Source organism: Kribbella antibiotica (assembly GCF_004349055.1).
In the GTDB taxonomy this organism is placed as follows: Bacteria; Actinomycetota; Actinomycetes; order Propionibacteriales; family Kribbellaceae; genus Kribbella; species Kribbella antibiotica.
On record NZ_SMKX01000030.1, the window covers coordinates 54,541 to 76,965 of the forward strand.

General features: G+C 67.8%; 19 protein-coding genes and 1 pseudogene. 10 read left to right on the forward strand and 10 right to left on the reverse strand.

Annotation, left to right across the window (positions count from 1 at the left end):
* Positions 1-15: 15 nt before the first annotated feature.
* Entirely contained in the window at positions 16-774 is a 759-nt protein-coding gene (uppS, locus tag E1263_RS13270) for a polyprenyl diphosphate synthase (protein ID WP_132167567.1), read from the reverse strand.
* Complete coding sequence (locus tag E1263_RS13275; RefSeq protein WP_132167568.1) at positions 774-1,850, reverse strand: ATP-dependent DNA ligase; 1,077 nt, start codon at positions 1,848-1,850, stop codon at positions 774-776. The genes uppS and E1263_RS13275 overlap by 1 nt, the downstream gene beginning before the upstream one ends.
* Positions 1,851-1,988: 138 nt before the next feature.
* Here E1263_RS13275 and E1263_RS13280 point away from each other — a divergent pair, with 138 nt between their 5' ends.
* Positions 1,989-2,579 carry a DUF1707 and FHA domain-containing protein gene (locus tag E1263_RS13280; RefSeq protein ID WP_132167569.1) on the forward strand — a complete coding sequence of 197 codons (591 nt, stop codon included), beginning with the start codon at positions 1,989-1,991 and terminating at the stop codon, positions 2,577-2,579.
* Positions 2,576-2,911: a YnfA family protein gene (locus E1263_RS13285; RefSeq protein ID WP_132167592.1), complete on the forward strand. Its 336-nt coding sequence runs from the start codon at positions 2,576-2,578 to the stop codon at positions 2,909-2,911. The genes E1263_RS13280 and E1263_RS13285 overlap by 4 nt, the downstream gene beginning before the upstream one ends.
* Here the strand turns inward: E1263_RS13285 and E1263_RS13290 are convergent.
* Positions 2,908-3,885: a LysR family transcriptional regulator gene (locus tag E1263_RS13290; protein ID WP_132167570.1), complete on the reverse strand. Its 978-nt coding sequence runs from the start codon at positions 3,883-3,885 to the stop codon at positions 2,908-2,910. The genes E1263_RS13285 and E1263_RS13290 overlap by 4 nt on opposite strands.
* Positions 3,886-4,124: 239 nt before the next feature.
* On the opposite strand from E1263_RS13290, the gene E1263_RS13295 reads away from it, so the two are divergent.
* The gene (locus E1263_RS13295) at positions 4,125-7,403 is read left to right on the forward strand and encodes a M20/M25/M40 family metallo-hydrolase (protein ID WP_238161220.1); all 3,279 of its coding nucleotides are present in this window, start codon (positions 4,125-4,127) and stop codon (positions 7,401-7,403) included.
* A gap of 105 nt (positions 7,404-7,508) precedes the next feature.
* Here E1263_RS13295 and E1263_RS13300 read toward each other — a convergent pair whose 3' ends face one another.
* Together E1263_RS13300 and E1263_RS13305 are read right to left on the reverse strand one after the other, a co-directional pair.
* On the reverse strand, positions 7,509-8,483 hold the full coding sequence (locus E1263_RS13300; RefSeq protein ID WP_132167572.1) for a zinc-binding dehydrogenase: 975 nt from the start codon (positions 8,481-8,483) through the stop codon (positions 7,509-7,511).
* A gap of 24 nt (positions 8,484-8,507) precedes the next feature.
* On the reverse strand, positions 8,508-9,434 hold the full coding sequence (locus E1263_RS13305) for an aldo/keto reductase (RefSeq protein WP_132167573.1): 927 nt from the start codon (positions 9,432-9,434) through the stop codon (positions 8,508-8,510).
* A 30-nt stretch (positions 9,435-9,464) separates the two neighbouring features.
* Between E1263_RS13305 and zapE the strand changes: the two genes are divergently transcribed.
* The 3 genes from zapE to E1263_RS13320 are packed head-to-tail and all read left to right on the forward strand — an operon-like array spanning position 9,465 to position 11,604.
* Positions 9,465-10,475, forward strand: coding sequence for a cell division protein ZapE (gene zapE, locus E1263_RS13310; protein WP_132167574.1), 1,011 nt, complete (start codon positions 9,465-9,467; stop codon positions 10,473-10,475).
* A complete protein-coding gene (locus E1263_RS13315; protein ID WP_132167575.1) occupies positions 10,472-10,720 on the forward strand; it encodes a hypothetical protein in 249 nt (82 codons plus the stop codon). The genes zapE and E1263_RS13315 overlap by 4 nt, the downstream gene beginning before the upstream one ends.
* Positions 10,721-10,734: 14 nt before the next feature.
* On the forward strand, positions 10,735-11,604 hold the full coding sequence (locus E1263_RS13320) for a PPK2 family polyphosphate kinase (protein WP_132167576.1): 870 nt from the start codon (positions 10,735-10,737) through the stop codon (positions 11,602-11,604).
* A gap of 209 nt (positions 11,605-11,813) precedes the next feature.
* On the opposite strand, the gene E1263_RS13325 is transcribed toward E1263_RS13320, so the two are convergent.
* The 5 genes from E1263_RS13325 to E1263_RS13345 form a co-directional block, all read right to left on the reverse strand.
* Positions 11,814-12,593 carry a sirohydrochlorin chelatase gene (locus tag E1263_RS13325; RefSeq protein WP_132167577.1) on the reverse strand — a complete coding sequence of 260 codons (780 nt, stop codon included), beginning with the start codon at positions 12,591-12,593 and terminating at the stop codon, positions 11,814-11,816.
* Entirely contained in the window at positions 12,590-13,891 is a 1,302-nt protein-coding gene (locus E1263_RS13330) for a sulfate adenylyltransferase subunit 1 (RefSeq protein WP_132167578.1), read from the reverse strand. Before E1263_RS13330 ends, E1263_RS13325 begins: the two co-directional genes overlap by 4 nt.
* Positions 13,891-14,817: a sulfate adenylyltransferase subunit CysD gene (cysD, locus tag E1263_RS13335; protein ID WP_132167579.1), complete on the reverse strand. Its 927-nt coding sequence runs from the start codon at positions 14,815-14,817 to the stop codon at positions 13,891-13,893. Before cysD ends, E1263_RS13330 begins: the two co-directional genes overlap by 1 nt.
* 76 nt (positions 14,818-14,893) lie before the next feature.
* Positions 14,894-15,580, reverse strand: a complete 687-nt coding sequence (locus tag E1263_RS13340) for a phosphoadenylyl-sulfate reductase (protein WP_132167580.1) — start codon at positions 15,578-15,580, stop codon at positions 14,894-14,896.
* Positions 15,581-15,722: 142 nt separating this feature from the next.
* Positions 15,723-17,408 carry a nitrite/sulfite reductase gene (locus tag E1263_RS13345; RefSeq protein ID WP_132167581.1) on the reverse strand — a complete coding sequence of 562 codons (1,686 nt, stop codon included), beginning with the start codon at positions 17,406-17,408 and terminating at the stop codon, positions 15,723-15,725.
* 407 nt (positions 17,409-17,815) lie between these two features.
* On the opposite strand from E1263_RS13345, the gene E1263_RS13350 reads away from it, so the two are divergent.
* From E1263_RS13350 to E1263_RS13365, 4 genes and pseudogenes are all read left to right on the forward strand, one after another.
* On the forward strand, positions 17,816-18,376 hold the full coding sequence (locus E1263_RS13350; RefSeq protein ID WP_132167582.1) for a winged helix-turn-helix domain-containing protein: 561 nt from the start codon (positions 17,816-17,818) through the stop codon (positions 18,374-18,376).
* Positions 18,377-18,437: 61 nt separating this feature from the next.
* The gene (locus E1263_RS13355) at positions 18,438-20,282 is read left to right on the forward strand and encodes a glycoside hydrolase family 9 protein (RefSeq protein ID WP_202868860.1); all 1,845 of its coding nucleotides are present in this window, start codon (positions 18,438-18,440) and stop codon (positions 20,280-20,282) included.
* Positions 20,283-20,381: 99 nt separating this feature from the next.
* Entirely contained in the window at positions 20,382-21,314 is a 933-nt protein-coding gene (locus E1263_RS13360) for an alpha/beta fold hydrolase (RefSeq protein ID WP_202868861.1), read from the forward strand.
* Positions 21,315-22,039: 725 nt separating this feature from the next.
* Positions 22,040-22,425: pseudogene (locus E1263_RS13365) on the forward strand (hypothetical protein); the annotation flags it as partial.

Here is a 22,425-nt window from a genome sequence, read left to right on the forward strand (position 1 = left end):
AGGCTTGTGCCGGGGTCAGGGGTGGGTGAGTGCTTTGCGGCGGCCGTAGGTGCGGAGGGCTCGGAGGAGGTCGATCTCGCGGAATGCCGGCCAGTACAGGTCGCAGAACTCGATGTCGGAGTGTGTTGCTTGCCAGAGCAGGAAGTCGGACATGCGCAGCTCGCCGCTGGTGCGGATCACCAGGTCGGCGTCGGGGAGGCCGGGTACGTAGAGGTGCCGGGTGATGTCGTCCTCGGTTAGCTCTGCGGCAACGTCGGTGAGGTCGCGGCCGGAAGCCGCTGCCTCGTCCAGTACGCCGCGTAATGCGTCGACCACCTCGAGCCGACCGCTGTAACCAATCGCAATGGTCAGGTCGCCGGCGTTCACTCGGTCGCGGGTCGCCTCGACGGCTTCCTTGAGCGCGCGGGCGGTTGAGTCGGGGAGAAGATCCAGCTGCCCGGCGACATGCAGTCGCCAGCGGTGGTCGCGCCGTACGTGGTCGGCAATGACGGTCTCGGCCAGCTGCATGAGGTAGTCGACTTCGGCGGAGTCGCGTCGGCTGATGTTGTCTGCTGAGGCGACCCAGGCGGTGACGCAGGTGATGCCCGCGCCGGCGCACCACGTGAGGAACTGCTCGAGGTGCTGGGCGCCGAAACGATGACCCAGCCGTACGTCGCTCAGTCCGGCCTGGCGTGCCCAGCGGCGGTTGCCGTCCATGACGATCGCGACGTGCTTCGGCTGGGGGAGTTTTGCGACTTGGCGGCGCAGCGAGCGCTTGTAGAGTCCGTAGATCATCAGCTGGTCGCACTCGTCAGTACGTCGGCCAGGTCGAACTTGACCGGCTCTTCGAGCTGCTCGTAGTTGCACGACTCGGGCGTGCGGTCCGGGCGCCACCGCACGAACTGAGCCGTGTGGCGGAAGCGGACGCCTTCCATGTGGTCGTAGCGGACCTCGACAACACGCTCGGGGCGCAATGGAGTGAACGACAGATCCTTGCCGGCCTGCCAGCGACTGCCTTCGGCGTTGCGCGGCGTACGGGTTCCTTCTTCTTGTTTGGCCCACGCCCACGGGTGGTCGTCGAACGTGGTGACCAGCTCCTGCATCTCCTCGAACAGCTCCATACGCCGCTCCATCGGAAACGCGCCGATCACGCCTACGCTCGCGAGCGTGCCTTCGGAGTTGTAGAGGCCGAGCAGTAGCGAACCGATTCGGTCGGGGCCACTCTTGTGCAGCCGGTAGCCGGCGACCACGCAGTCCGCCGTACGCTCCGGCTTCACCTTGAACATGGTGCGCTTGTCCGGCAGGTAGAGCCCGTCGAGCGGCTTCGCGATCAGCCCGTCCAGCCCCGCGCCCTCGAACTGCTCGAACCACTGCCCAGCGGTGTCGTGGTCGGTCGTGGCCGGCGTGATGTGGATCGGCGGCTTCGCTTCCGCGAGCGCTCCCAGCAACGCCGTACGACGCTCTGCGAACGGCCGCTCGGTGAAGTCCTCATCACCCAGCGCCAGCAGGTCGAACGCGACGAACCGCGCCGGCGTCTTCTCCGACAGCATGTTCACCCGGCTCGCGGCCGGGTGGATCCGCTGCTGCAACGCCTCGAAGTCGAGCCGATCACCCGACTCGCCAATCACGATGATCTCCCCGTCGATCGCGCAGCGCTCGGGCAGATTCGCCTTGAGCGCCTCGACGAGCTCCGGGAAGTACCGGGTCATCGGCTTCTCGTTCCGGCTCCCGATCTCCACCTCGTCACCGTCGCGGAAGATGATCGAGCGAAATCCGTCCCACTTCGGCTCGTAGCTCAGCTCGCCGCGGGGAATCCCCTTCACGGGCTTCGCAAGCATCGGCTTCACCGGCGGGTTCACTGGCAGGTCCATCCCGCCATTCTCACTCACCATCAACCGCACCGGACCGCACTGCGGCCTTCGAGTTGAAGGACGATCGGATGCAGTGCAAGTAGGGCACGGCCCGCGAGGTCTGTGGACAGTGGCCCGGAGTGGTCGGACAATGGTGCGATGACCTCGGCCCCGCTGACCAGCACGCGTCCGTCGGACGCGGAGCGGGATCGTGCGCTCGCGATCTTGCGGGACGGTGCTGGGTCGGGCCGGTTGTCGCACGACACGTTCATTCGGCGGATGAATTTTGTGCTGGGTGCGCAGAGCCGGGGTGAGTTGGCCTCGGTCGTCGAGGATCTGCCGCGTCAGGAACCGAGGCTGAAGGCGTTCGCCCGTCAAGTGAGGGCTCGGACGAAGCGGCTCGAGGTGTGGCGGCGGCTTGAGGACGTCCTGGGGATTCCGCTGGCTCCGCGCGAGTTGCCCGTCGTACCGGTGCAGAGTTTGGCGCTGCCGCCGGCTGGTTCGCCGACTGTGCGGGTCGGCCGCGGCGACGGCGCAACGCTGAGGCTCGCCGATATTTCGGTGTCGCGGTGCCACGCTGAGCTTCGCCACGTCGGGGACGGCTGGATGGTGCGCGATCTCGGCTCGATGAACGGCACCGAACACAACGGGCGCCGAATCACCACGCCCGTGAGGGTCCGGCCGGGTGATCAGCTCAGCTTCGGCGCGGTGGCTTTCATTCTGACGTGGAGCGACGAAGCCGGCGCCTGAACGTGCTGCGCTCAGTGGGCCTGTTCGTGCTGGCCGCTATCGCTGAGATCGGCGGTGCCTGGCTGATCTGGCAGGGCTGGCGCGAGCACCGGGGATTGTGGTGGATCGCCGGGGGAGTGATTGCCCTCGGCGCCTATGGCTTCGTGGCGACCTTCCAGCCCGATCCGAACTTCGGACGGATCCTCGCGGCGTACGGCGGAGTGTTCGTGGCGGGGTCGTTGGCCTGGGGCATGCTGGTCGACAAGTTCCGGCCCGACCGGTGGGACCTGATCGGTGCGGCGATCTGTCTGGTGGGTGTCGTTGTCATCATGTACGCGCCACGGAGTAGTTAGCCCGGGTCGATGACGGTGGGATGCGCCTCGGGGCGGCCTTCCCACCACGAGCGGGCGGACGCGTTGGCGGCGATGGTTTCGCGGTAGGTGTCGACGAAGGCCTGGTGGATCGCGTTGACCGTTTCCTGGCTGACGTTGTCGTGGCGCCAGCGGAGGGTGCGGCGCCAGCGCAGGGGGTGGCCGGCCAGTGGCTTCACGACGGTGCGGGGGAGTTCGCGCACGGTGGGAGCACACAGGCAGATGCCGCGGCCGGCGCCGATCAGCTGCTCGATCTCGGTTGTGTCGAGGTTGCCGTAGCGGAATTGCGGGGTGAAGCCGGCGTCCTCGCAGACGTCCCGGAGGTAGGCGAGCTCGCCATCTTCCTTACCGGCCGGTGGGCAGATCCAGACATCGTCGGCCAGCTCGACGAGCTTGACCTCGTCGGCGCCGGCCAGCGGGTGGTCGGCGGGGATCGCGATCGAGAACGGTTCCGGGAAGACCATCGTCTGCTCCCGGACGCCCGCCGGGCAGGGCGGCGCGTAGGCGTCCTCGGCTCGCCCGATCATCGCGATATCGAGGATGTCGGCGGCCAGCAGTTCGGTGAGGACGGCGCTCGACGAGTCCACCTGAGTGGTGATCTCACGACCGGAGAGCGCTCCCTCGAGCCGCGCCAGCCAGGCACCGAACATCACTGTGCGCGACGAACCGAGCCGCAGGGTTCCGGATCCAGAGGTATAACGCCGGCTCGATCCGATCAGCTCGTCCATGTCGGCGAGCATCGCCCGCGACCGCGACAGCACATGTTTACCCAGCGGAGTCGGTACGACGCCCGTCGTACCGCGCGCGAACAGTGAGCCGCCGACCGCCTCCTCGATGCGGTGCAGCTGGGCGGTGAGCGACGGTTGAGAGACGCCGAGCGCCGCCGCGGCCTTGGAAACGCTGCCAGTGTCCGCGAGCCGGCACACCACGCGGAGATGGCGGATTTCTAGCTCCATAGCGGGGAGGTTATGCCCTGCTGGGATACGACATCCATCACGTAGAGGTGTCAATGTCGACCAACAGAGGACGCCGGACGTTCACCTGCCCGCCCTGCCGGCGGCCGGCGTCCTCTTCATTCCGCCACCGGCCGGACCGGACTGCAGCCCCAGCGGCCGGTGGCGGGGTCCCCGCCCCCTTCTAGTGAGGACGTGTCCCAGTGAAACGCACTGCCCTGCGTACAGCGACAGTCGGAGGCGTGCTGAGTCTCGCGCTTCTGGCCACCGCTGTGATCACCACCAAGCTCCCGTCGGCTGACGCCGGCGAGAGCGCTGCACCAAAGCCCGATCCGCGGGCTGCCGCGATCCGCACCGCCGACCGTCTGGTCGAAGGCCGGGCTGCCGAACTGAAGGCCGGACCTGGGGACCGGTTCATCCGACAGCAGGACATCACCACACCGTGGGGTCTGCAGTACGTCGCCTACCAGCGCACGTACAACGACCTTGCCGTGATCGGCGGCGACTTCGTCGTCACGACCGACGCGGCCGGTAACGCGAAGGGCATCACCGTCGCGCAGAAACAACCGATCTCCGTCGACCGCACGCCGGAGGTGACGAAGGCAGCCGCCCAGAAGGCGGCCCGCAAGACGATCGAGAAGGCCGACACGGTTCCTGGTGAGCCGACGCTGGTCGTGTACGCCGGTGGCGCCAAGCCGGTGCTCGCGTGGGAGGCCCGGGTCCAGGGCCGCGACCACGGTGAGGCAACCCGCCAGAAGGTGTACGTCGACGCCAAGACCGGCAAGGTCGTACACACGATCGAGGAGAGCGCGGCCGGTACCGGGACCGGTATCTGGAACGGCTCGAACCTGACCATCGGTACGACGCAGTCCGGGTCGACCTACTCGATGGTTGACCCGGCGCGGCCGTCGCTGCGCTGTGGCAACCAGTCGAACGGCACCACCTTCTCGGGCCCCGACGACACCTGGGGCAGCACCTCGAAGACCGACCGCGAGGCCGGCTGTGTCGACGTCATGAACACCGCCGCCGGCGAGTGGGATCTGCTGAAGAACTGGTACGGGCGCAACGGCCTGGACAACCAGGGCAAGTGGGCCGACGCGCTCGTCGGTCTCGGCGACGTCAACGCCTACTGGGGTTCGCAGTACAACCCGGACGGTGTCGTCTTCGGCTACAACAACGCGAACAACTGGATCACCGGCATCGACGTGGTCGCCCACGAGTACGGTCACGGGCTGGACGCGAACACCCCCGGCGGGATCTCCGGGCACCCGTCGCAGGAATCGGTCGCGGACATCTGGGGAGCGCTCACCGAGGCGTACCTGAACAACCCGAACGACGCGCCGGACTACGAGGTCGGCGAGAAGATCGATCTGCAGGGCCAAGGCCCGATCCGGTACATGTACCAGCCGTCGAAGGTCTCCGGGCACCCGGACTGCAACTCCAGCAGCCTGCCGAGCTCGGTGCACGCCGCGGCCGGTCCGATGAACCACTGGTTCTACTTGCTTGCCGAGGGCACCAATCCCGGCAACGGCAAGCCGACCAGCCCGACGTGTAACAACACGACGCTGACCGGGATCGGTATCGAGGACGCCGGCAAGATCTTCTACAACGCGATGTTGTCGAAGACGTCGAACATGTCCTACGGCAAGTGGCGCTCGGTCACGCTGAACGCTGCCAAGAACCTGGACAGCAGCTGCGCGTGGCACGGCAAGGTCAAGGCTGCTTGGGACGCCGTATCGGTCCCGTCGCAGTCCGGTGAGGCGACCTGCGCCCCGACCGGTAACGACTTCACCATGTCGGTCTCCCCGGCCAACGGTTCGGCGAAGCCCGGCGAGAGCGTTTCCGCGACCGTGAACACGGTCATCGGCAGTGGCTCGGCGCAGTCGGTCCAGTTGACCGCCACCGGTCTCCCGTCCGGCGCGACCGCGGCGTTCGACCCGGCCTCGATCCAGTCCGGCAACTCGTCGACGCTGAAGATCACCACGACGTCGACCACGCCGGAAGGCGCGTACGACGTGAAGATCACCGGCGACGGTGCCAACGTCGACCGTACGGCGACGTACCGGCTGACCGTCGGCGGTTCCACCCCGCCCGCCGGCGTACCGAATATCGACGTCGAGAAGGTGAAGGCGCATCTGCAGGCGCTGCAGACGGCGGCGGACAACAACGGCGGCAACCGCCGGGCCGGGAGCGCGGGCTACACCGCGTCGGTCAGCTACATCGAAGGCAAGCTGCGCGACGCCGGCTACACGGTTGCCAAGCAGCGCTGCACGAACTGCCAGTACCCGTCGGACAACCTGATCGCCGACTTCCCGGGTGGGGACGCGAACCAGGTGATCATGCTGGGTGCGCACCTGGACAGCGTGAGCGCCGGTCCGGGCAGCAACGACAACGGTTCGGGCTCGGCCGCGATTCTCGAGGTCGCTCTCGCACTGGCACAGCAGAAGCCGACGCTGGCCAAGCACGTGCGGTTCGCTTGGTGGACCGATGAGGAGCAGGGCCTGAACGGCTCGAAGTTCTACGTCGCCCAGCTGCCGTCGGCCGACAAGTCGAAGATCAAGGCCTACCTGAACTTCGACATGGTCGCGTCCACCAACGCGGGCTACTTCGTCAACAACATCACCACGGACACCGGCAAGGTACTGAAGGCGTTCTACGACGGGCTGAACCTGGCTCCGGAGGAGAACACCGAAGGTGCGGGACGTTCGGACGACGCGTCCTTCAAGAATGCCGGGATCCCGACCAGCGGTGTCGCCGCCGGGGCCAGTGCCCGCAAGACAAGTGCGCAGGCACAGAAGTGGGGCGGCACCGCTGGATCGGGATACGACCCCTGCTACCACCAGGCGTGTGACAAGTACCCGTCGAACATCGCGGCGACCGTACTCGACCGCAGCGCCGACGCGGCGGCGTACGGGCTCTGGAAGCTGGCTGTCGGCGACCAGCCGCCGGCCGGGAACGACTTCAGCCTGAGCCTCGACCCGGCCAGTGGTTCGGTTGCCCCGGGCAACTCGGTGCAGACAACCGTGAAGACAGCCACCACGAGCGGTGACGCGCAGTCGGTGCAGTTGGCCGCGAGCGGACTGCCGACCGGGGTGACTGCGACGTTCTCGCCGACCAGCGTGACGTCGGGCTCGTCGTCGACGCTGACGGTAGCAGCGTCCGCGTCGACGGCGGCCGGTTCGTACGACATCGTGGTGAAGGGGACCGGAGCGGTCAGCCACGAGTCGACGTACCGGCTGACGGTGACCGGAACCCAGACCGGCACGGTGACAGTGGAGAACCCCGGCAGCCAGTTCGGGTTCGTCGGCTGGCAGGCCTTCCCGCTGCAGGTGCGCGGCACCTCCAGCGCCGGACTGCCGATCACCTACACCGCCACCGGTTTGCCGCCCGGCCTGACGATCAGCTCGTCGGGTTCGATCGCCGGGATGCCGTCCACGCGGGGCACCTACTCGGTGACCGTCACCGGTAAGGACTCCGGCGGCGCCACCGGCAAGGCGACCTTCGGCTACACCATCTACTAACCGAACGGGGCCACGGAGGAACCCACCAGGTCCTCCGTGGCTCATCCCCGCACCGCGGCCTTCTCCCTGATGAGGTGGGGAGAAGGCCGCAGTGTGTGCGGGGACTCAAGGCAGGAGAACGACCTTGCCCACGGTCTTCCGTTCTTCGAGCGCCCGGTGAGCGGACGGTGCCTCGGAGAGCGGGAACGTGGTCGAGAGCGCTCTCCAGCGGCCCTCGACAACGTGGTCGAGGGCCGCGCCCTCGAACTCCCGGAGCCGGCTGCGGATATCGCCGAGGGCTTCGGTGACGGAGACGCCGCGGGTGGACAGATCAGGGGAGTCCACCGGCAGGCGTTCTCCACCCGACCACCCGAACGTCAGCACCCGGCCACCGTCGCCGACAAGCTCCAGCGCCAGACGCCCACTCGGGCCCGCCACTCCGTCGAGCATCACAGTGACAGGCCGCTTGCTGCCGATCTCGTCCTGCAGAGCGCTTGCCCAGTTCGGATCGTTGTAGTCCACGGCGTACTGCGCACCAAGGTCCCGCACCAACTGAACCTTGGCCGGCCCACCCGCGAGCCCGATCACCGACGCACCGACATTGCGCGCAGCCTGAATCAGGTAGGCGCCGATCCCGCCCGCAGCCGAAGTCACCAGTACGACGTCATCCGGCGTGAGCGCTGCCTGCGCGAGGATCCCGGCAGTAGTCCGCCCGGTCCCGATCGCCGCCACCGCCTGTACGCCGTCCACGTGATCAGGAAGCTCGTACAGCGACTCGACCTTCGCGACCGCCAGTTCGGCGTACCCGCCGGGCACCATCCCGAGGTGGACGACCACCCGCTTGCCGACCCACTCGCGGTCGACCTCCGGCCCGGCCTCCCGCACGATCCCGGCGACCTCCCGGCCCGGAATCGTCGGCAGCTCGGGAGCGGAGAACGGGCTCCCTTCGAAATCTCCGGCCCGAAGAAACGTGTCGAGCAGGTGGACCCCGGCCGCCTCGACCTGGATCAGCACGTAGCCGGGCCCCGGCACCGGATCCGGAGCCTCCTCGTAGCGCAGGTTCTCCGGCGGTCCGAACGCATGCAGCTGAATCGTCTTCATGCCGCCGAAGCTATGACCTCAACTTCACTTGAGGTCAAGCCAGTACTGCGGGTCCGGTCGCAACTCATCCAGCCGGTCGACGAGCTCGGCGGGCAGTTCCGCGTCGAGCGCCGTACTGAGGGCGTCGACCCGGGCAGGCTTGGTGATCCCAACCACCGTGCCCGTGATCGCAGGAGTGTCGACCGAGTGCCGCAGCGCCGCCGTGGCGAGGTCGATCCCGTACTCCCGGCACGCCGCGTCCATCCCGGCGACAGCCCGCAGTACGGCGGGAGGTGCGTCCCGGTAGCCGTACTTCGTGGCGCCCTGTGGGTTGGCGAGGATGCCCCCGCCGTAAACGGCCGCGTTGACGACGCCAAGACCGTCAGAGCGCGCGCGCTCGATCAGTGTTCCGGCTGAGTGGTCGACCAGGCTCCAACGGTTGTGGACGAGCAGCACCTCGAAGCCGCCGAGGTCGAGGTAGCGGGTGAGCTCGGTCGGGCTCCCACCAGCCAGGCCGACGTGGCCGATCTCGCCATCGGCGCGGAGCTGCAGCAACGTGTCGACGGCTTCGCGCATGGACTCGAAGTCGTGGAACTCCGGGTCGTGCAGGTAGACCAGCGGCAGGTCGTCGAGGCCGAGTCGTTCCTTGCTCTCGGCAACGCTCGCACGGACCCGCGGGCCCGAGTAGTCGGCACCCAGCGCATCGACCTTCGTCGCGACCAGGAACCCCTCCGGCAGACCGCCGTACTCGCGGATGGCCTGGCCGATGCGGCGCTCGCTCTCGCCGTCGCTGTAGCCGTTCGAGGTGTCGATCCAGGTGAGCGGGCTGTCGAAGATCCGCAGGACGACGTCGACCGCCTGCCGCACGGGGACGTCGTACCCGAAGACGTCCGGCATGCTGCCCAGGCCGCTACCTCCGGCACAGACGGAGGAGACGGTCAGTCCGGTGTTGCCGAGCGGTCGTAAATCCATACCGCCGACCCTACGACTAGGGTTGGCCGCATGGTGATTCGGCTGAGTGAGCGGTGGCCGGAGGTCAGCTCGGATCGGCTGCTCTCCGAATGTGTGCCGCCGCCGCGGTTCGCGGAGGCCCGCTTCGCGACCTACCGGCCGAACCCGGCTGAGGTATCGCAGTCCGAAGCGCTCGCCGTCCTGGTCGACCGCGCCAAGATCCTCGCCCAGCCCCGGCAAACACCGACACTGTGGTCGAAGCTCCGCGGCCGAACGCCGGACCTCGGCAAACCCGGCATTTATCTCGACGGCGCGTTCGGCGTTGGTAAGACCCACCTGCTCGCCTCGCTGTGGCACGAGTCCGCCGGCCCGAAGATGTACTGCACGTTCGTCGAGCTCACCAACCTCGTGGGTGCGCTTGGACTCCGCCAAGCCGTCGAAGCACTGTCGTCGTACCGGCTGATCTGTATCGACGAGTTCGAGCTCGACGACCCCGGCGACACGATGCTGATCAGCCGGCTGCTCGCCCAACTGGTTGCCGCCGGCGTCCAACTCGCCGCGACCTCGAACACGCTGCCCGACAAACTGGGGGAGGGCCGCTTCCAGGCGCTCGACTTCCTCCGCGAGATCCAGGCGCTGGCCGCGAACTTCGACGTACGGCGGATCGACGGCCCCGACTACCGCCATCGCGGGCTCCCGGTCGCGCCCGATCCGTGGACCGATGACCAGGTCGAGCAGACCGCAGCCGAGCGGCCGGCGACCTCCTGCGACCACTTCGTCGACCTGCATCGTCACTTGGCCGAGCTGCATCCCAGCCGGTACGGCGCTCTGCTCGACGGCGTTGCGGCGGTCGGGATCACCGACCTCCGTCCCCTGGACGACGAGAACGTCGCGTTGCGGATGGTGGTGCTCGCCGACCGCATGTACGACCGCGACCTGCCGTTGCTGGCAAGCGGCGTACCGCTCGATCAGTTGTTCTCCGCCGCAATGCTCAAGGGCGGCTACCGGAAGAAGTACCTCAGAGCTTTGTCCCGGCTGATCGCCTTGGCGCGCACCTCATGAAGGTGCTGCTGCGCGTGGTCGGCTACCTGGCCGGTGCGGCGATCCTGGCGTACGTCGCGTTCCTCGCCGGCGTTGAGTACTACGACCGGACGAAGTGTGCGGGTGCTGACAACACCGACTGTCTCGGCGCGCTCGGTGGGTTTTTCTGGGGCGTCGGTGTCGTGGCGCTGTGTGTAGTGGCGGCCGTGGTGATCGAGATCGTGCTGTGGCGTCGTCGTAGCTCCACGGGATCGGCCGAGTCTTAGGGCAGGATGGGCGGATGGCGAAGCAGAAGAAGCAGAAGGCAGCGGAGGCCGGGGGGCTGCTTGAGCAGTTGCGTGTCCCGGCAGGCCCGGTGGACCTGACGACCTACGACCCGCGGGCGACCACGGGATTCGTCGGTGCGAAGGATGACGGCAAGGCCGCGCTGGAGACCCTCGGTGCTGAGGTGCCGGACTGGCAGGAGCGGCTGTTCGCCGAGGGCCGCAAGGGCGGCGAGCGCAGTGTGCTGCTGGTGCTGCAGGGGATGGACACGTCCGGTAAGGGTGGCGTGATCCGCCACGGTGCCGGGCTGATGGACCCGCAGGGCCTGAAGATCACGTCGTTCAAGGCGCCGACGCCGGCCGAGAAGCGCCGCGGGTTCCTCTGGCGGATCCGGCAGGCTGTCCCGTCGCACGGGATGATCGGGATCTTCGACCGCTCGCACTACGAAGATGTGCTGATCGCTCGCGTCCGCAACCTGGTCACACCCACCGTGTGGGAGAAGCGCTACGACCAGATCAACGACTTCGAGGCCGAGCTCGCCGAGAGCGGTGTCACCGTCCTCAAGTGCTTCCTGCACATCTCGGCCGACGAGCAGAAGGTGCGGCTCGAAGAGCGTCTCGACAACCCGACCAAGCACTGGAAGTACAACCCGGGCGATGTCGACGAGCGCCAGCTCTGGCCGGACTACACCGAGGCTTATCACGCAGCCCTGGAGCGCTGTAACACCGAGCAGGCGCCCTGGTACGTGATTCCCAGCGACCGCAAGTGGTACCGCAACTGGGCCGTCACCACCCTGCTGCTGGAGACGTTGAAGGGCCTCGACCCGCAGTGGCCGGCCGCCGACTTCGACGTCGCCAAAGAGAAAGAGCGCCTCGCCGGGACTTAAGCGTCCCTCGGAGCGGCACGCACCAGAATCGACCAGCAGAGCTCCCCAGCGGGCACCCCAATTTGATGGGCTGACCCACCCGCTGGTGGGTGTGCCCACTGCATGCGATTAGCCCACCCACAATCCGGTGGGCTGACCCACCCGAGAGGGAACCTCCGGAAGCTACGGCTCCGCTGTTGCGCGAAACCGTAGCTCCGGAAGGGCCAGTACTACGCGGACTGCACCAGCATCGGGCGCGAGGCCGGGGCCAGCGTGAGCAGGTCGAGGCCAGCGACGCCGTACCGGAGGAGGACCAGGCGGGCGACCTCGGCGCTGACGCCGAGCGGCCGGGAGACCGCGACCGCGCCGGCCTTGCGGGACGTCGACTCCGCGCGATCCGGCAGGACGCCGGGTGCGAGGAACAGCGAACCGACGGCAACGTGCCGGCGGCCCTCGAGCCGGTACTGCAGGACGGCCTCGGCCGGCGACGGCGTTGCGGCGCAGACGAACGCGGCGGTGACCGGCAGCTTGTGCCGCTGACCCCACAGGCGGGCGAGGCGGGTCACGCTGGCGTTGGCCTGCGCATCGCTGGAACCGGCGGCGGCGAGCACGAGTGCGTCGAGCTCACGCACCCGGCCGTCCTTGAGTTCGGCGCGCATCCGCCGGTCCAGGACGTCGAGCAGCGAGTCGTCGTACCCGAGCACGTCGGAGGCGATGATCTGCAGGTTCGGGAACCGGTTGCGCGCCTCGTCGATGACGGCCGGTACGTCGATCCGCGCGTGGAACGCGGACGACAGCAGCAGCGGCAGGACGACGATCTCTTCCACGCCCTCGGCGGCGAGCTTGCCGATCACCTGGTACGGCGTGGGCGGGCAGTGGTCGAGGAAGGAGGCTTCGATCCGCAGGTCGGCACGCATCTCGCGCAGGCACTTCACGAGTGAGTGGACCGTGGCAGCCGACCGCGGGTCGCGGCTGCCGTGGGCGAGGATCACGAGAGCTGGAGCAGTCACAGCAGTTCCCCTTCTTCGTCGTCGATCATGCCTGCCGCCAGCGTCCATCCGTCGTGGGCGTCGATCAGCAGGAAGGATCCAGTGATGGTGTTACTGGAGTACGGGTCGGCAGCAAGGGGGGCAGCGATTTTGAGCTGCACCTTGCCGATGTCGTTCAGGTCGAGCCCGGCGGCATCGATGACGCCGAGTGTGTCCAGGTCGAGCACCCCAGTGATCTTGGTGACGATCGCCTGGGCCGTTGTGGTGGTGTGCTTGATGAGCAGCCGGGCGCCCACGGTCAGGGGGCGTTCCGACAGCCAAGCCACGGTGGCGGACAGTTCCCGGCGGGTGCCGGGGGAGGAGCCGGCCGCGACGATGACCGAGCCGCGGGCGACGTCGATGTTGTCGGCGAGCCGGACGGTGACTGCTTCACCGGCGACCGCGTTCGGCCGCTCGGCGACTGCGGTCGCGGTCGCGGTGACGACCGCGCGGTCGATGCCGGAGACCGTCGTACGGCGGCCTGCCGGAAGGACGATGACGTCGTCGCCGACCGAAACGGTGCCGGAGGCAACGGTCCCGGAGTAGCCGCGGTAGTCGCGGTACTCGTCGTCGGTCTGCGGGCGGATCACGTACTGGACCGGGAACCGCAGGGCGCGACCCGAGATGTCGGAGCGGCCGGTCGCGGTCTCGAGGACCTCGAGCAGCGCCGGACCGTCGTACCAGGGTGTGTTCTCGGAGCGCTCGACGATGTTGTCGCCGACGAGCGCGGAGACCGGGATGGTCTTGAGGTCGGCGATGCCGAGCTGGTCGGCGAGCTGCCCGACCTCTTTGGCGATGCCGGTGTAGACGGCCTCGTCGTAGTTGACCAGGTCGATCTTGTTGACCGCGAGGACGACGTGCGGGACCCGGAGCAGGCCGACGACGGCGAGGTGCCGCCGGGTCTGCTCCAGTACGCCGTGCCTGGCGTCGACGAGGATGATGACGACATCCGCGGTCGAGGCGCCGGTGACGGTGTTGCGCGTGTACTGCACGTGTCCGGGGCAGTCGGCCAGGATGAACGAGCGCTTGTCGGTCGCGAAGTACCGGTAGGCGACGTCGATCGTGATGCCCTGCTCGCGTTCGGCCCGTAGGCCGTCGGTGAGTAGTGCGAAGTCGAAGTCGCCGCCGCGTGCTTCGGAGACCGTCTTCACGTGCGCGATCTGGTCGGCGAGGATCGCCTTGCAGTCGTGTAGCAACCGGCCGACCAGTGTGGACTTGCCGTCGTCGACCGATCCAGCTGTTGCCAGTCGGAGCAGCTGGCGTTGGATGGGGGTGCTCATCAGAAGTACCCCTCTCGCTTGCGGTCTTCCATGGCGGCCTCGCTGGCCCGGTCGTCGGCGCGGGTGGCGCCGCGTTCGGTGATGGTGCTGGCCGCGACCTCGATGACGACGTCGGCCGGGTTCGCCGCGGTGGAGGCGACGGCGCCGGTGCAGGACATGTCGCCGACGGTGCGGTAGCGAACGATGCGCGGGGCAACGGTCTCGCCGTCGCGCGGCTGGGAGTAGGGGCCGACGGCAAGCAGCATGCCGTCGCGCTCGAACACGTCGCGCTCGTGGGCGTAGTAGATGCTCGGCAGCGGGATGTTCTCGCGGGCGATGTAGTTCCAGATGTCCAGCTCGGTCCAGTTGGACAGCGGGAACACCCGGACGTGCTCACCCGGCTTGTGCTTGCCGTTGTAGAGCGACCACAGCTCGGGCCGCTGGTTGCGCGGATCCCACTGGCCGAACTCGTCGCGCAGGCTGAAGATCCGCTCCTTGGCGCGGGCCCGCTCCTCGTCGCGCCGGCCGCCGCCGAACACCGCGTCGAAGCGGTGCTCGTTGATTGCGTCGAGCAACGGAACGGTCTGGAGCTGGTTGCGGGTGCCGTCGGAGCGCTCCCGCAGCCGGCCGTCGGCCAGGTAGTCCTCAACGCGAGCGACCTCGAGCCGCAGACCCAGTTGGGCCACGGTGTTGTCGCGGTAGTCGAGGACCTCGGTGAAGTTGTGTCCGGTGTCGACGTGCAGCAGCGTGAACGGCACCCCGGCCGGCGCGAACGCCTTGCGGGCCAGGTGCAGCATCACGATGGAGTCTTTGCCGCCCGAGAACAGGATGACCGGCCGCTCGAACTCCGCCGCGACCTCACGGAAGACAAAGATGGACTCGCTCTCGAGTGCGTCCAGCTCGGTCACCGTGTGCGTGGTCAGGGGAGTCTCCAATGTGGCGGTCATTTCTGCGCCTCGCTGGCGCTCGGCTCCGGCATGACCGCCGGGGCGACTGTGCTTTTTGTTCGCTCGCTGCGCTCGCTCATGTGTGTAGCCCGCATTCGACCTTGCCCGTACCGGACCAGCGTCCGGAGCGGGGGTCTTCGCCGGGTGCGACTTGCTGGGTGCACGGCTCGCAGCCGATCGACGGATAGCCGTCGTACTGGAGCAGGTTGACCAGTACGCCGTTGTCGCTGATGTAGGCGTCCAGATCGTCCTGGGTCCACGGGGCGATCGGGTTCAGCTTCACCATGTCGCGCTTCTCGTCGTACTCGACCAGTTGCGTGTTGGCGCGGGTCGGCGCCTCCTCGCGGCGGATGCCGGTGACCCAGGCCTTGTAGTGCGACAGGTGCCGGTTCAGTGGCTCGACCTTGCGCAGCGCGCAGCACTGGTCCGGACGACGCTCGTACAGCTTCTCGCCGTACTCGGCGTCCTGCTCCGCGACGGTCTGCAGCGGCGTGCCGTTGATCAGGTTGATCGGCAGCATTGACGCGACCGCGTCCCGGGTGCCGATCGTCTCGACGAAGTGGTAGCCGGTGTCGAGGAACAGCACGTCGACGCCGGGAGCCGCCTCGGCCGCCAGGTGGGGGAGCGCGCCATCGGCCATCGACGCGGTCACCACCAGGTCGTCACCGAACGTCTCGCGGGCCCACGCCAGCACCTCCTGCGGCGTGGCATCGCCCAGGCGTTCGTTCGCCTCCTCGGCGATCGCCTTCAGGTCTGTACTCATTCGACGTTCACCCGCAACCCGATCATCTTGAGCGAAAACACCCGTGCACACGGCCGGCACTCCCAGGCGCCGTGCCCTTCCTCCGATGGACGAAGGTCCTCGTCCCCGCAGTACGGGCAATAGAGAGGGGCAGCACGTTCGCTCATGTCAACGCCTCCTGGTCCGCACGGGTTGCCCACTGGGCGAATCGCTCGCCCTCAGTGCGCTCTTTCAGGTAGTTCTGGGTGACGCGCTCGACGTAGTCGGTCAGGTCGTCGGACGTGACCTTGTGACCGCGCAGCTTGCGGCCGAAGCCGGCGTCGAGGCCGAGCCCGCCGCCGAGGTGCACCTGGTAACCGGGTACTTGGTTGCCGTCGGCATCGAGGACCAGCTGGCCCTTGAGACCGATGTCGGCGACCTGGATCCGGGCGCAGGAGTTCGGGCAGCCGTTCACGTTCACGGTGATCGGTACGTCGAGGTCGGGGATCCGCTCCTCGAGGTCGTCGATCAGCTGGGCCGCGCGGGCCTTGGTCTCGACGATCGCGAGCTTGCAGAACTCGATGCCGGTGCAGGCCATCGTGTTGCGCCGCCACGCCGAGGGCCGGGCCTGGAAGCCGAGGGCGGCCAGCTCCGTCACCAGCGACTCGACCTTCGACTCCTCGACGTCGAGCACGATGAACTTCTGCTGCGCGGTGGTCCGGATCCGGTTCGATCCGTGCGCCGCGACGACGTCCGCGACCTGGGCCAGCTTCTCGCCGGACACCCGGCCGACGACCGGCGCGACGCCGACGAAGTACTTGCCGTCCTTCTGCTTGTGGACGCCGACGTGGTCACCCTGGACGGCGGGGATCTCCGGCGCGGGGCCGTCGATCAGCTTCCGCTTGAGGTACTTCTCTTCGAGAATTTCACGGAATTTTTCAACGCCCCAGTCGGCGACCAGGAACTTGATCCGGGCCCGCGTCCGCAGCCGGCGGTAGCCGTAGTCGCGGTAGATGCTGCAGATACCCCACCAGGCCTCGTGCACCTCGTCGAGCGGGACCCAGGCGCCGAGCCGCTGCGCGAGCATCGGGTTGGTCGACAGCCCGCCGCCGACCCAGACGTCGAAGCCCGGGCCGTGCTCGGGGTGCACGACACCGACGAACGCGATGTCGTTCACCTCCGGTACGACGTCGTGCGACGGGTGGCCGGTCATCGCGGTCTTGAACTTGCGCGGCAGGTTCGAGAACTCCGTCGTACCGATGTACTTCTCGACGATGTCGTCGATGGCCGGTGTCGGGTCGATGATCTCGTCGGCGGCGATCCCGGCGACGGGCGAGGAGATGATGACGCGCGGGACGTCACCGCAGGCCTCGGTCGTGTAGAGGCCGACCGCTTCGAGCTTGTTCCAGATCGCGGGGACGTCCTCGACCCGGATCCAGTGCAGCTGGATGTTCTGCCGGTCGGTGATGTCGGCGGTGTCGCGGGCGTAGGTGGTGGAGATCTCGGCGATCACGCGGAGCTGCTCGGTGCTGAGCTGGCCGCCCTCGATCCGGACCCGGAGCATGAAGTACTTGTCGTCGAGCTCTTCGGGCTCGAGCGTCGCGGTCTTGCCACCGTCGATCCCGGGCTTGCGCTGGGTGTAGAGCCCCCACCAGCGGAAGCGGCCGCGCAGGTCGGCCGGGTCGATCGAGTCGAAGCCACGGTGGGCGTAGATGTTCTCGATCCGGGCCCGGACGTTCAGGCCGTCGTCGTTCTTCTTGTTCTCCTCGTTCTTGTTCAGCGGCTCGCGGTAGCCGAGCGCCCACTGGCCTTCGCCCTTGCCCTTACGGGGGCGGGGGGCCTTGGCAGGAGGGGAGGTGACGCCAGTCATCCGGCAGGTGTCCTTGTCCTTGTGACAGGTGCGTCCGCCGCAGGGGGGATCGAAACGTCGTCGGTTCGATGCGTCTGCGCGGTGCGCACCCAGCGGTGATCGGGAAGATCAGGGGGCCTGAAGTGGGCCCGGCAGGGTGGCTGTCAGAAGATCGAAGGACAACAGATGGCGCTGCGCATCCGCCCGAGGTCGACATGAATCCGACCTACGAGGTGAGTGGAGCGGGCAGCAAGCATGTTCACAAGAGTCAGCGGGAACGGCTGACAAATCAACCCTACATCCTGCATCGCGAGACGCGATCTCACGATATGGATATCTCCACCAGTCTGGTGGGAATTGTTCCACGCCTGAAATCGTGCAGGCAATGGGACTTGTACAAGTAATCTTGTCTAACTACCCTGGAGCGCATGTCCCCGAAACAGACCCGGTCGGCCGGAGCCTCGCGCGTCCAGGCCGTGGATCATCCGCTACGACGCCGCCTGCTGGACCTCCTGGCGGTCGAAGGGCCGTCCACCGTCTCGATCCTCTCGGCGCGGACGGGAGAGATGGTCGGCAATATCAGCCACCACCTGAAGGTGCTGGCGACGGCCGGGGTGATCGAGGAGGTCCCCGAGCTCGCGAAGGACAAGCGCGAGCGCTGGTGGAAGAGCGCCTGGTCGTCGTACTCGTGGAAGCTCGAGGAAGGCGAGCCTGGCGCTGACCTGATCGGTGGGGTGGCCGAAGAGAGCAATGTCACCTACCGCGCCGGCAAGGTTCGCGACTGGGTCGCCCGTCGCGCGGAGTACGGCGCCGCGTGGGACGAGTCGGCGATGTCGGTCGACGTGTGGCTGCGGCTGACGCCGGAGCGGATGGCTGAGCTTCGTGATCGGTTGCAGGAGGTCTTGGAGGACTTTGTCGACCATCCGTCGACCGAGCCCGAGGCGGAGCCGGTCTACTTGTTCGCCCAAGGAGTGCCTGCGCGTCCCTGACCCCTGTACTTTTTCCCGGATCAACAGGAAACTTTCCTAACTGTTGTCCGAGGAGGTTGCGGTGAAGGCGTTACGCAGGGTGGGGTCGGTTGTGGTGGCGGCGGGGCTCGTGATGGGGCTCGTCGGTCCCGTCGAGGCTGCGATGGGAGGCGCGGTCCGGGTCAATCAGCTCGGGTACGGCGCCTTCGACGGAAAGTCGGCGTACGTGCTGAGCCAGGGCGTCGTGGCCGGCAAGTCGTTCCAGGTCATCGACAGTCGTGGCCGGCGGGTGCTGACCGGAAAGGTCGGCACTGAGCTGGGGGAATGGAACGCGAAGTACAAGCACGTCTCGGCGCTGGATCTGTCCCGGGTGTGGGTGCCAGGGACGTATCGCGTCGAGGTGCCGGGGGTGGCGACCTCGCCGACGTTCGTCGTCCGGGCGAACGGGGATGCGCTGGCGACCTCGGCGAAGGACAAGGCGGTGACGTTCTTCACCGAGCAGCGCGACGGAGCGAACGTCGTACCGGGGTCGCTTGGGCGGAAGCCTGCGCACCTGACGGATCGTTCTGCGCAGGTGTATGAGACGCCGACGTTCGTCGACCCGGACACGGATCAGACGGTGGGGGAGCTTCGGCGGACCGGTGGCCGGGTGGATGTGGAAGGCGGTTGGTACGACGCCGGTGACTACCTCAAGTTCACGCATATCGCGGCGTACTCGGAAACGTTGCTGTGGGCATCGGCTCGGGATGCCCATCGGCCGGATCGCCAGGTCACCAACGAAGCTCGGCACGGGCTGAAGTGGCTCGACAAGATGTGGGACGAGAAGTCGAAGACCCTCTACATCCAGGTCGGCGTCGGGACCGGGAACGCCGAAGGCACCTTCGTCGGTGACCACGACATCTGGCGCCTGCCCGAGGCTGATGACCACCTGACCTCGCCGGCTGAGCGTCACCTGCGCAACCGGCCGGTCTTCCGCGCAGCAGCGCCGGGCAAGCTCATCAGCCCGAACCTCGCCGGTCGCACCGCCGCAGCCTTCGCCCTGGCCGCGCAGGTCGAGGCGCGCACCGATCGGAAGTTGGCGCGCAAGCACCTGGAGACCGCTGCGCAGATCTTCGCGCAGGCCAAGACCACCGGGGTGGGCCAGCTGGTGACGTCGTTGCCGTTCGCGTTCTACCCGGAGTCCGCGTGGCGTGATGACCTCGAGTTGGGTGCGACTGAGTTGGCGTTGGCGGCGCAGCGGTTGGGCGATCGCCGCGCATCCGGGTGGGTGCGACAGGCGTCGTACTGGGCTGATCAGTACCTGCAGCACGAGGCCGGTGGCGACACGCTGAACCTGTACGACGTGAGTGCGCTGGCGCACGCGGACCTGATCCGCGCGGCGCGTTCCGACCGGGCGCTGGTCGCCAAGCTGACTGGCGATCTGCGGGCCCAGCTGGCGATCGGGACCGCGCGGGCGGCGAAGGATCCCTTCCGGGCCGGTGCGCAGTACGACAACTTTGACGCCGTACCGCACACCTTCGGTCTGGCGGCGACCGCGCGTCTCTATCGCAAGGTCACCGGGGACCGTCGCTATGACACCTTCGGCGCGCAGCAACTCGACTGGGCCTTCGGCGCCAACGCCTGGGGCGTCTCCTTCATGGTCGGCGTCGGTACCAACCCCAGCCGCTGCCCGCACCACCAGATCGGCAACATCACCGGCCGCCAGGTCGTCGGTGCCGTGGTCAACGGGCCTAACTCAGCAGGCCTCTTCGACGAAGGCCTCGGTGACCACCTCGACGGCATGAATCCTTGCCCGGCCAACGGCGTCGATCAGTACGCCGACTTCACCGGCCGCGGTTCGCGCTACGTCGACGACGTCCGCTCCTGGCAGGCCTCCGAGCCGGCCGACGACTTCGCCGCCATCGCGGTCTACGCGCTGACCCGCTGACGACGCGTGGGTCTGGCCCGCTGTCACGGGGGCTAGACCCACCCGCAACGGGGAGGCACGCCGATGGCCTGCCTCCGAGCCGGCCGACAGACTCAACACATGACCATTTCGGCCTCCCGCAGGTCCTTCCTCAAACTCACTGCCGCAGCTGCCGGTATGACGACTCTCGGTGTCGCAGGCACGGCCCAGGCGACCGGATCGCCCCGGCTGACGCCGCTGCGGATCCCCACGCGCGCCGGGACCTTCGACGCAGTCGCCGCCGGTCCGCGCAACGGCCGGAAAGTGCTGTTGCTGCACGGCTTTCCGGAACTCGGCATCGAGTGGGAGCATCAGCTGCTCGGGCTCGCCGCGGCCGGATATCGGGCGGTTGCTCCGGACCAGCGCGGCTACTCGCCGGGTGTCCGGCCGCTCCGGATCGAGGACTACCAGCTGGACCACACAGTCGCGGACGTGCGCGCGATTGCCAACTCGCTGGGCTGGGGAAGGTTCGACCTGGTCGGGCACGACTGGGGTGCTGCGGTGGCGTGGGTTGCCGCGGCGAAGTACTCCCGGCGCGTGCGGTCGCTGACCGCGGTCTCCGTCCCGCATCTCGGTGCTTTCGCCGAGGCGCTGCGGACCGATCCTGCGCAGCAGAAGGCCTCCGAGTACATGGCGGACTTCCGGAAGCCTGCGCCGATCACGGAGGACAGAATCCTCGCCGGCGGGCCACCCAAGCTGCCCGGAGTTCCGCCGGAGAAGTGCCTGAAGTATTACGAGCGGCTGTCCCAGCCGGGTGCCTTGACCTCGGTCCTGAACTGGTACCGGGCCAACGATTTCACCGGCTACGAGCAGCCGGTCACGGTGCCGACGCTGTTCATCGCCAGCGACAAGGACCCAGCGGTCGCACCGTCGGGAATCGCGGCGACCAAGAACTGGGTCACCGGCCGTTACCGGCTGGAGAACCTCCCCGGCATCGGGCACAACATTCCGGAGCAAGCGCCCGAGGCCACGACCTCGCTGCTGCTGGACCACCTCACGTCGGTGCGCTGCTGAACCCGTACCGACGGACGGGTAGTGGTCGGGCATCGGGCGGTCCGCGCGGCGGCCGCAGGCGGCGGGGTTCGGCCGCCCGCACACCTCTACCCGTTCATCGGTACGCGGCCAGGCAGACTGGACCCATGCCTGCGCAGACATCGGCACTCTCCGGTCGCGCTTCGCCATGATGACCGAGCACCCGCCTCCGAGCGGAATCACTCATGCCCGCCCACTGGGTTCACTCGCGCAACCCCCATTCGCCCAGTGGGTTCACTCGCGCAGAGCCGCGCCGGCGAAACCAGGATGCGCTTCCGCCCGATGCCCGCGACTGGGTTCAGTCAGTTCCCTGAGCACGAGTGTGCGGACCTTGCTGCCGGCAAACGTTTTCTGGCGACAAATTCCGCACACTCGATCCGCCGCGGCACAGTGGGTTCAGTGGCGGCGGCCCAGTGGGTTCACTCGCGGGGGTTTCGGTGATGCGAGTGAACCCAGTGGGCGTTCACCTCGCCGAGTGAACCCACCGGGTGTCGGCCCCGCGAGTGGGTTCACCGTGCGTGCTCCGCGAGTGGGTTCACCGTGCAGGCGGGCCCGACTGGGTTCACCGGGCACCGGCGTACCGACGGACGGGTAGTGGTGGTCGTGCGGATGCTTCGCGGGGTGATCGCAGGCGGGGCGAGCCCGGCCCGCGGGTGACCACTACCCGTTGATCGGTACATGTCGGCGCGGCTGATTAGAGTGACGGCGTGCTGACTGCGGAGGCGATTGCGGCGGGGGTTCGAGCGGGTTCGCTGACTGCTGTCGAGGTGGTCGAGGAGGCGCTCGACGCGGCTCGGCGGTTGGATCCGGTGCTGCATTTTCTGGAGGAGCTGGACGGCGACCGGGCGCTTCGGCTTGCGAGGGAGGTTGACCCGGAGGGAGTGCTGGCTGGGGTGCCGTTTTTGGTGAAGGCTCGGACGCCGCCGGAGTCGCCGATTCTGGAGCGGTTGCTGGCGGCAGGTGCCATCCCGATCGGTACGGCGACGCGAGCGCGGCCGGGACCGGGTTCCCAGTCGTATGGATGGAACGGGTCCGAGTACACCCGGAATCCTTGGGACGTGACGCGGTCGCCGGGTGGGTCAACGGCTGGGGG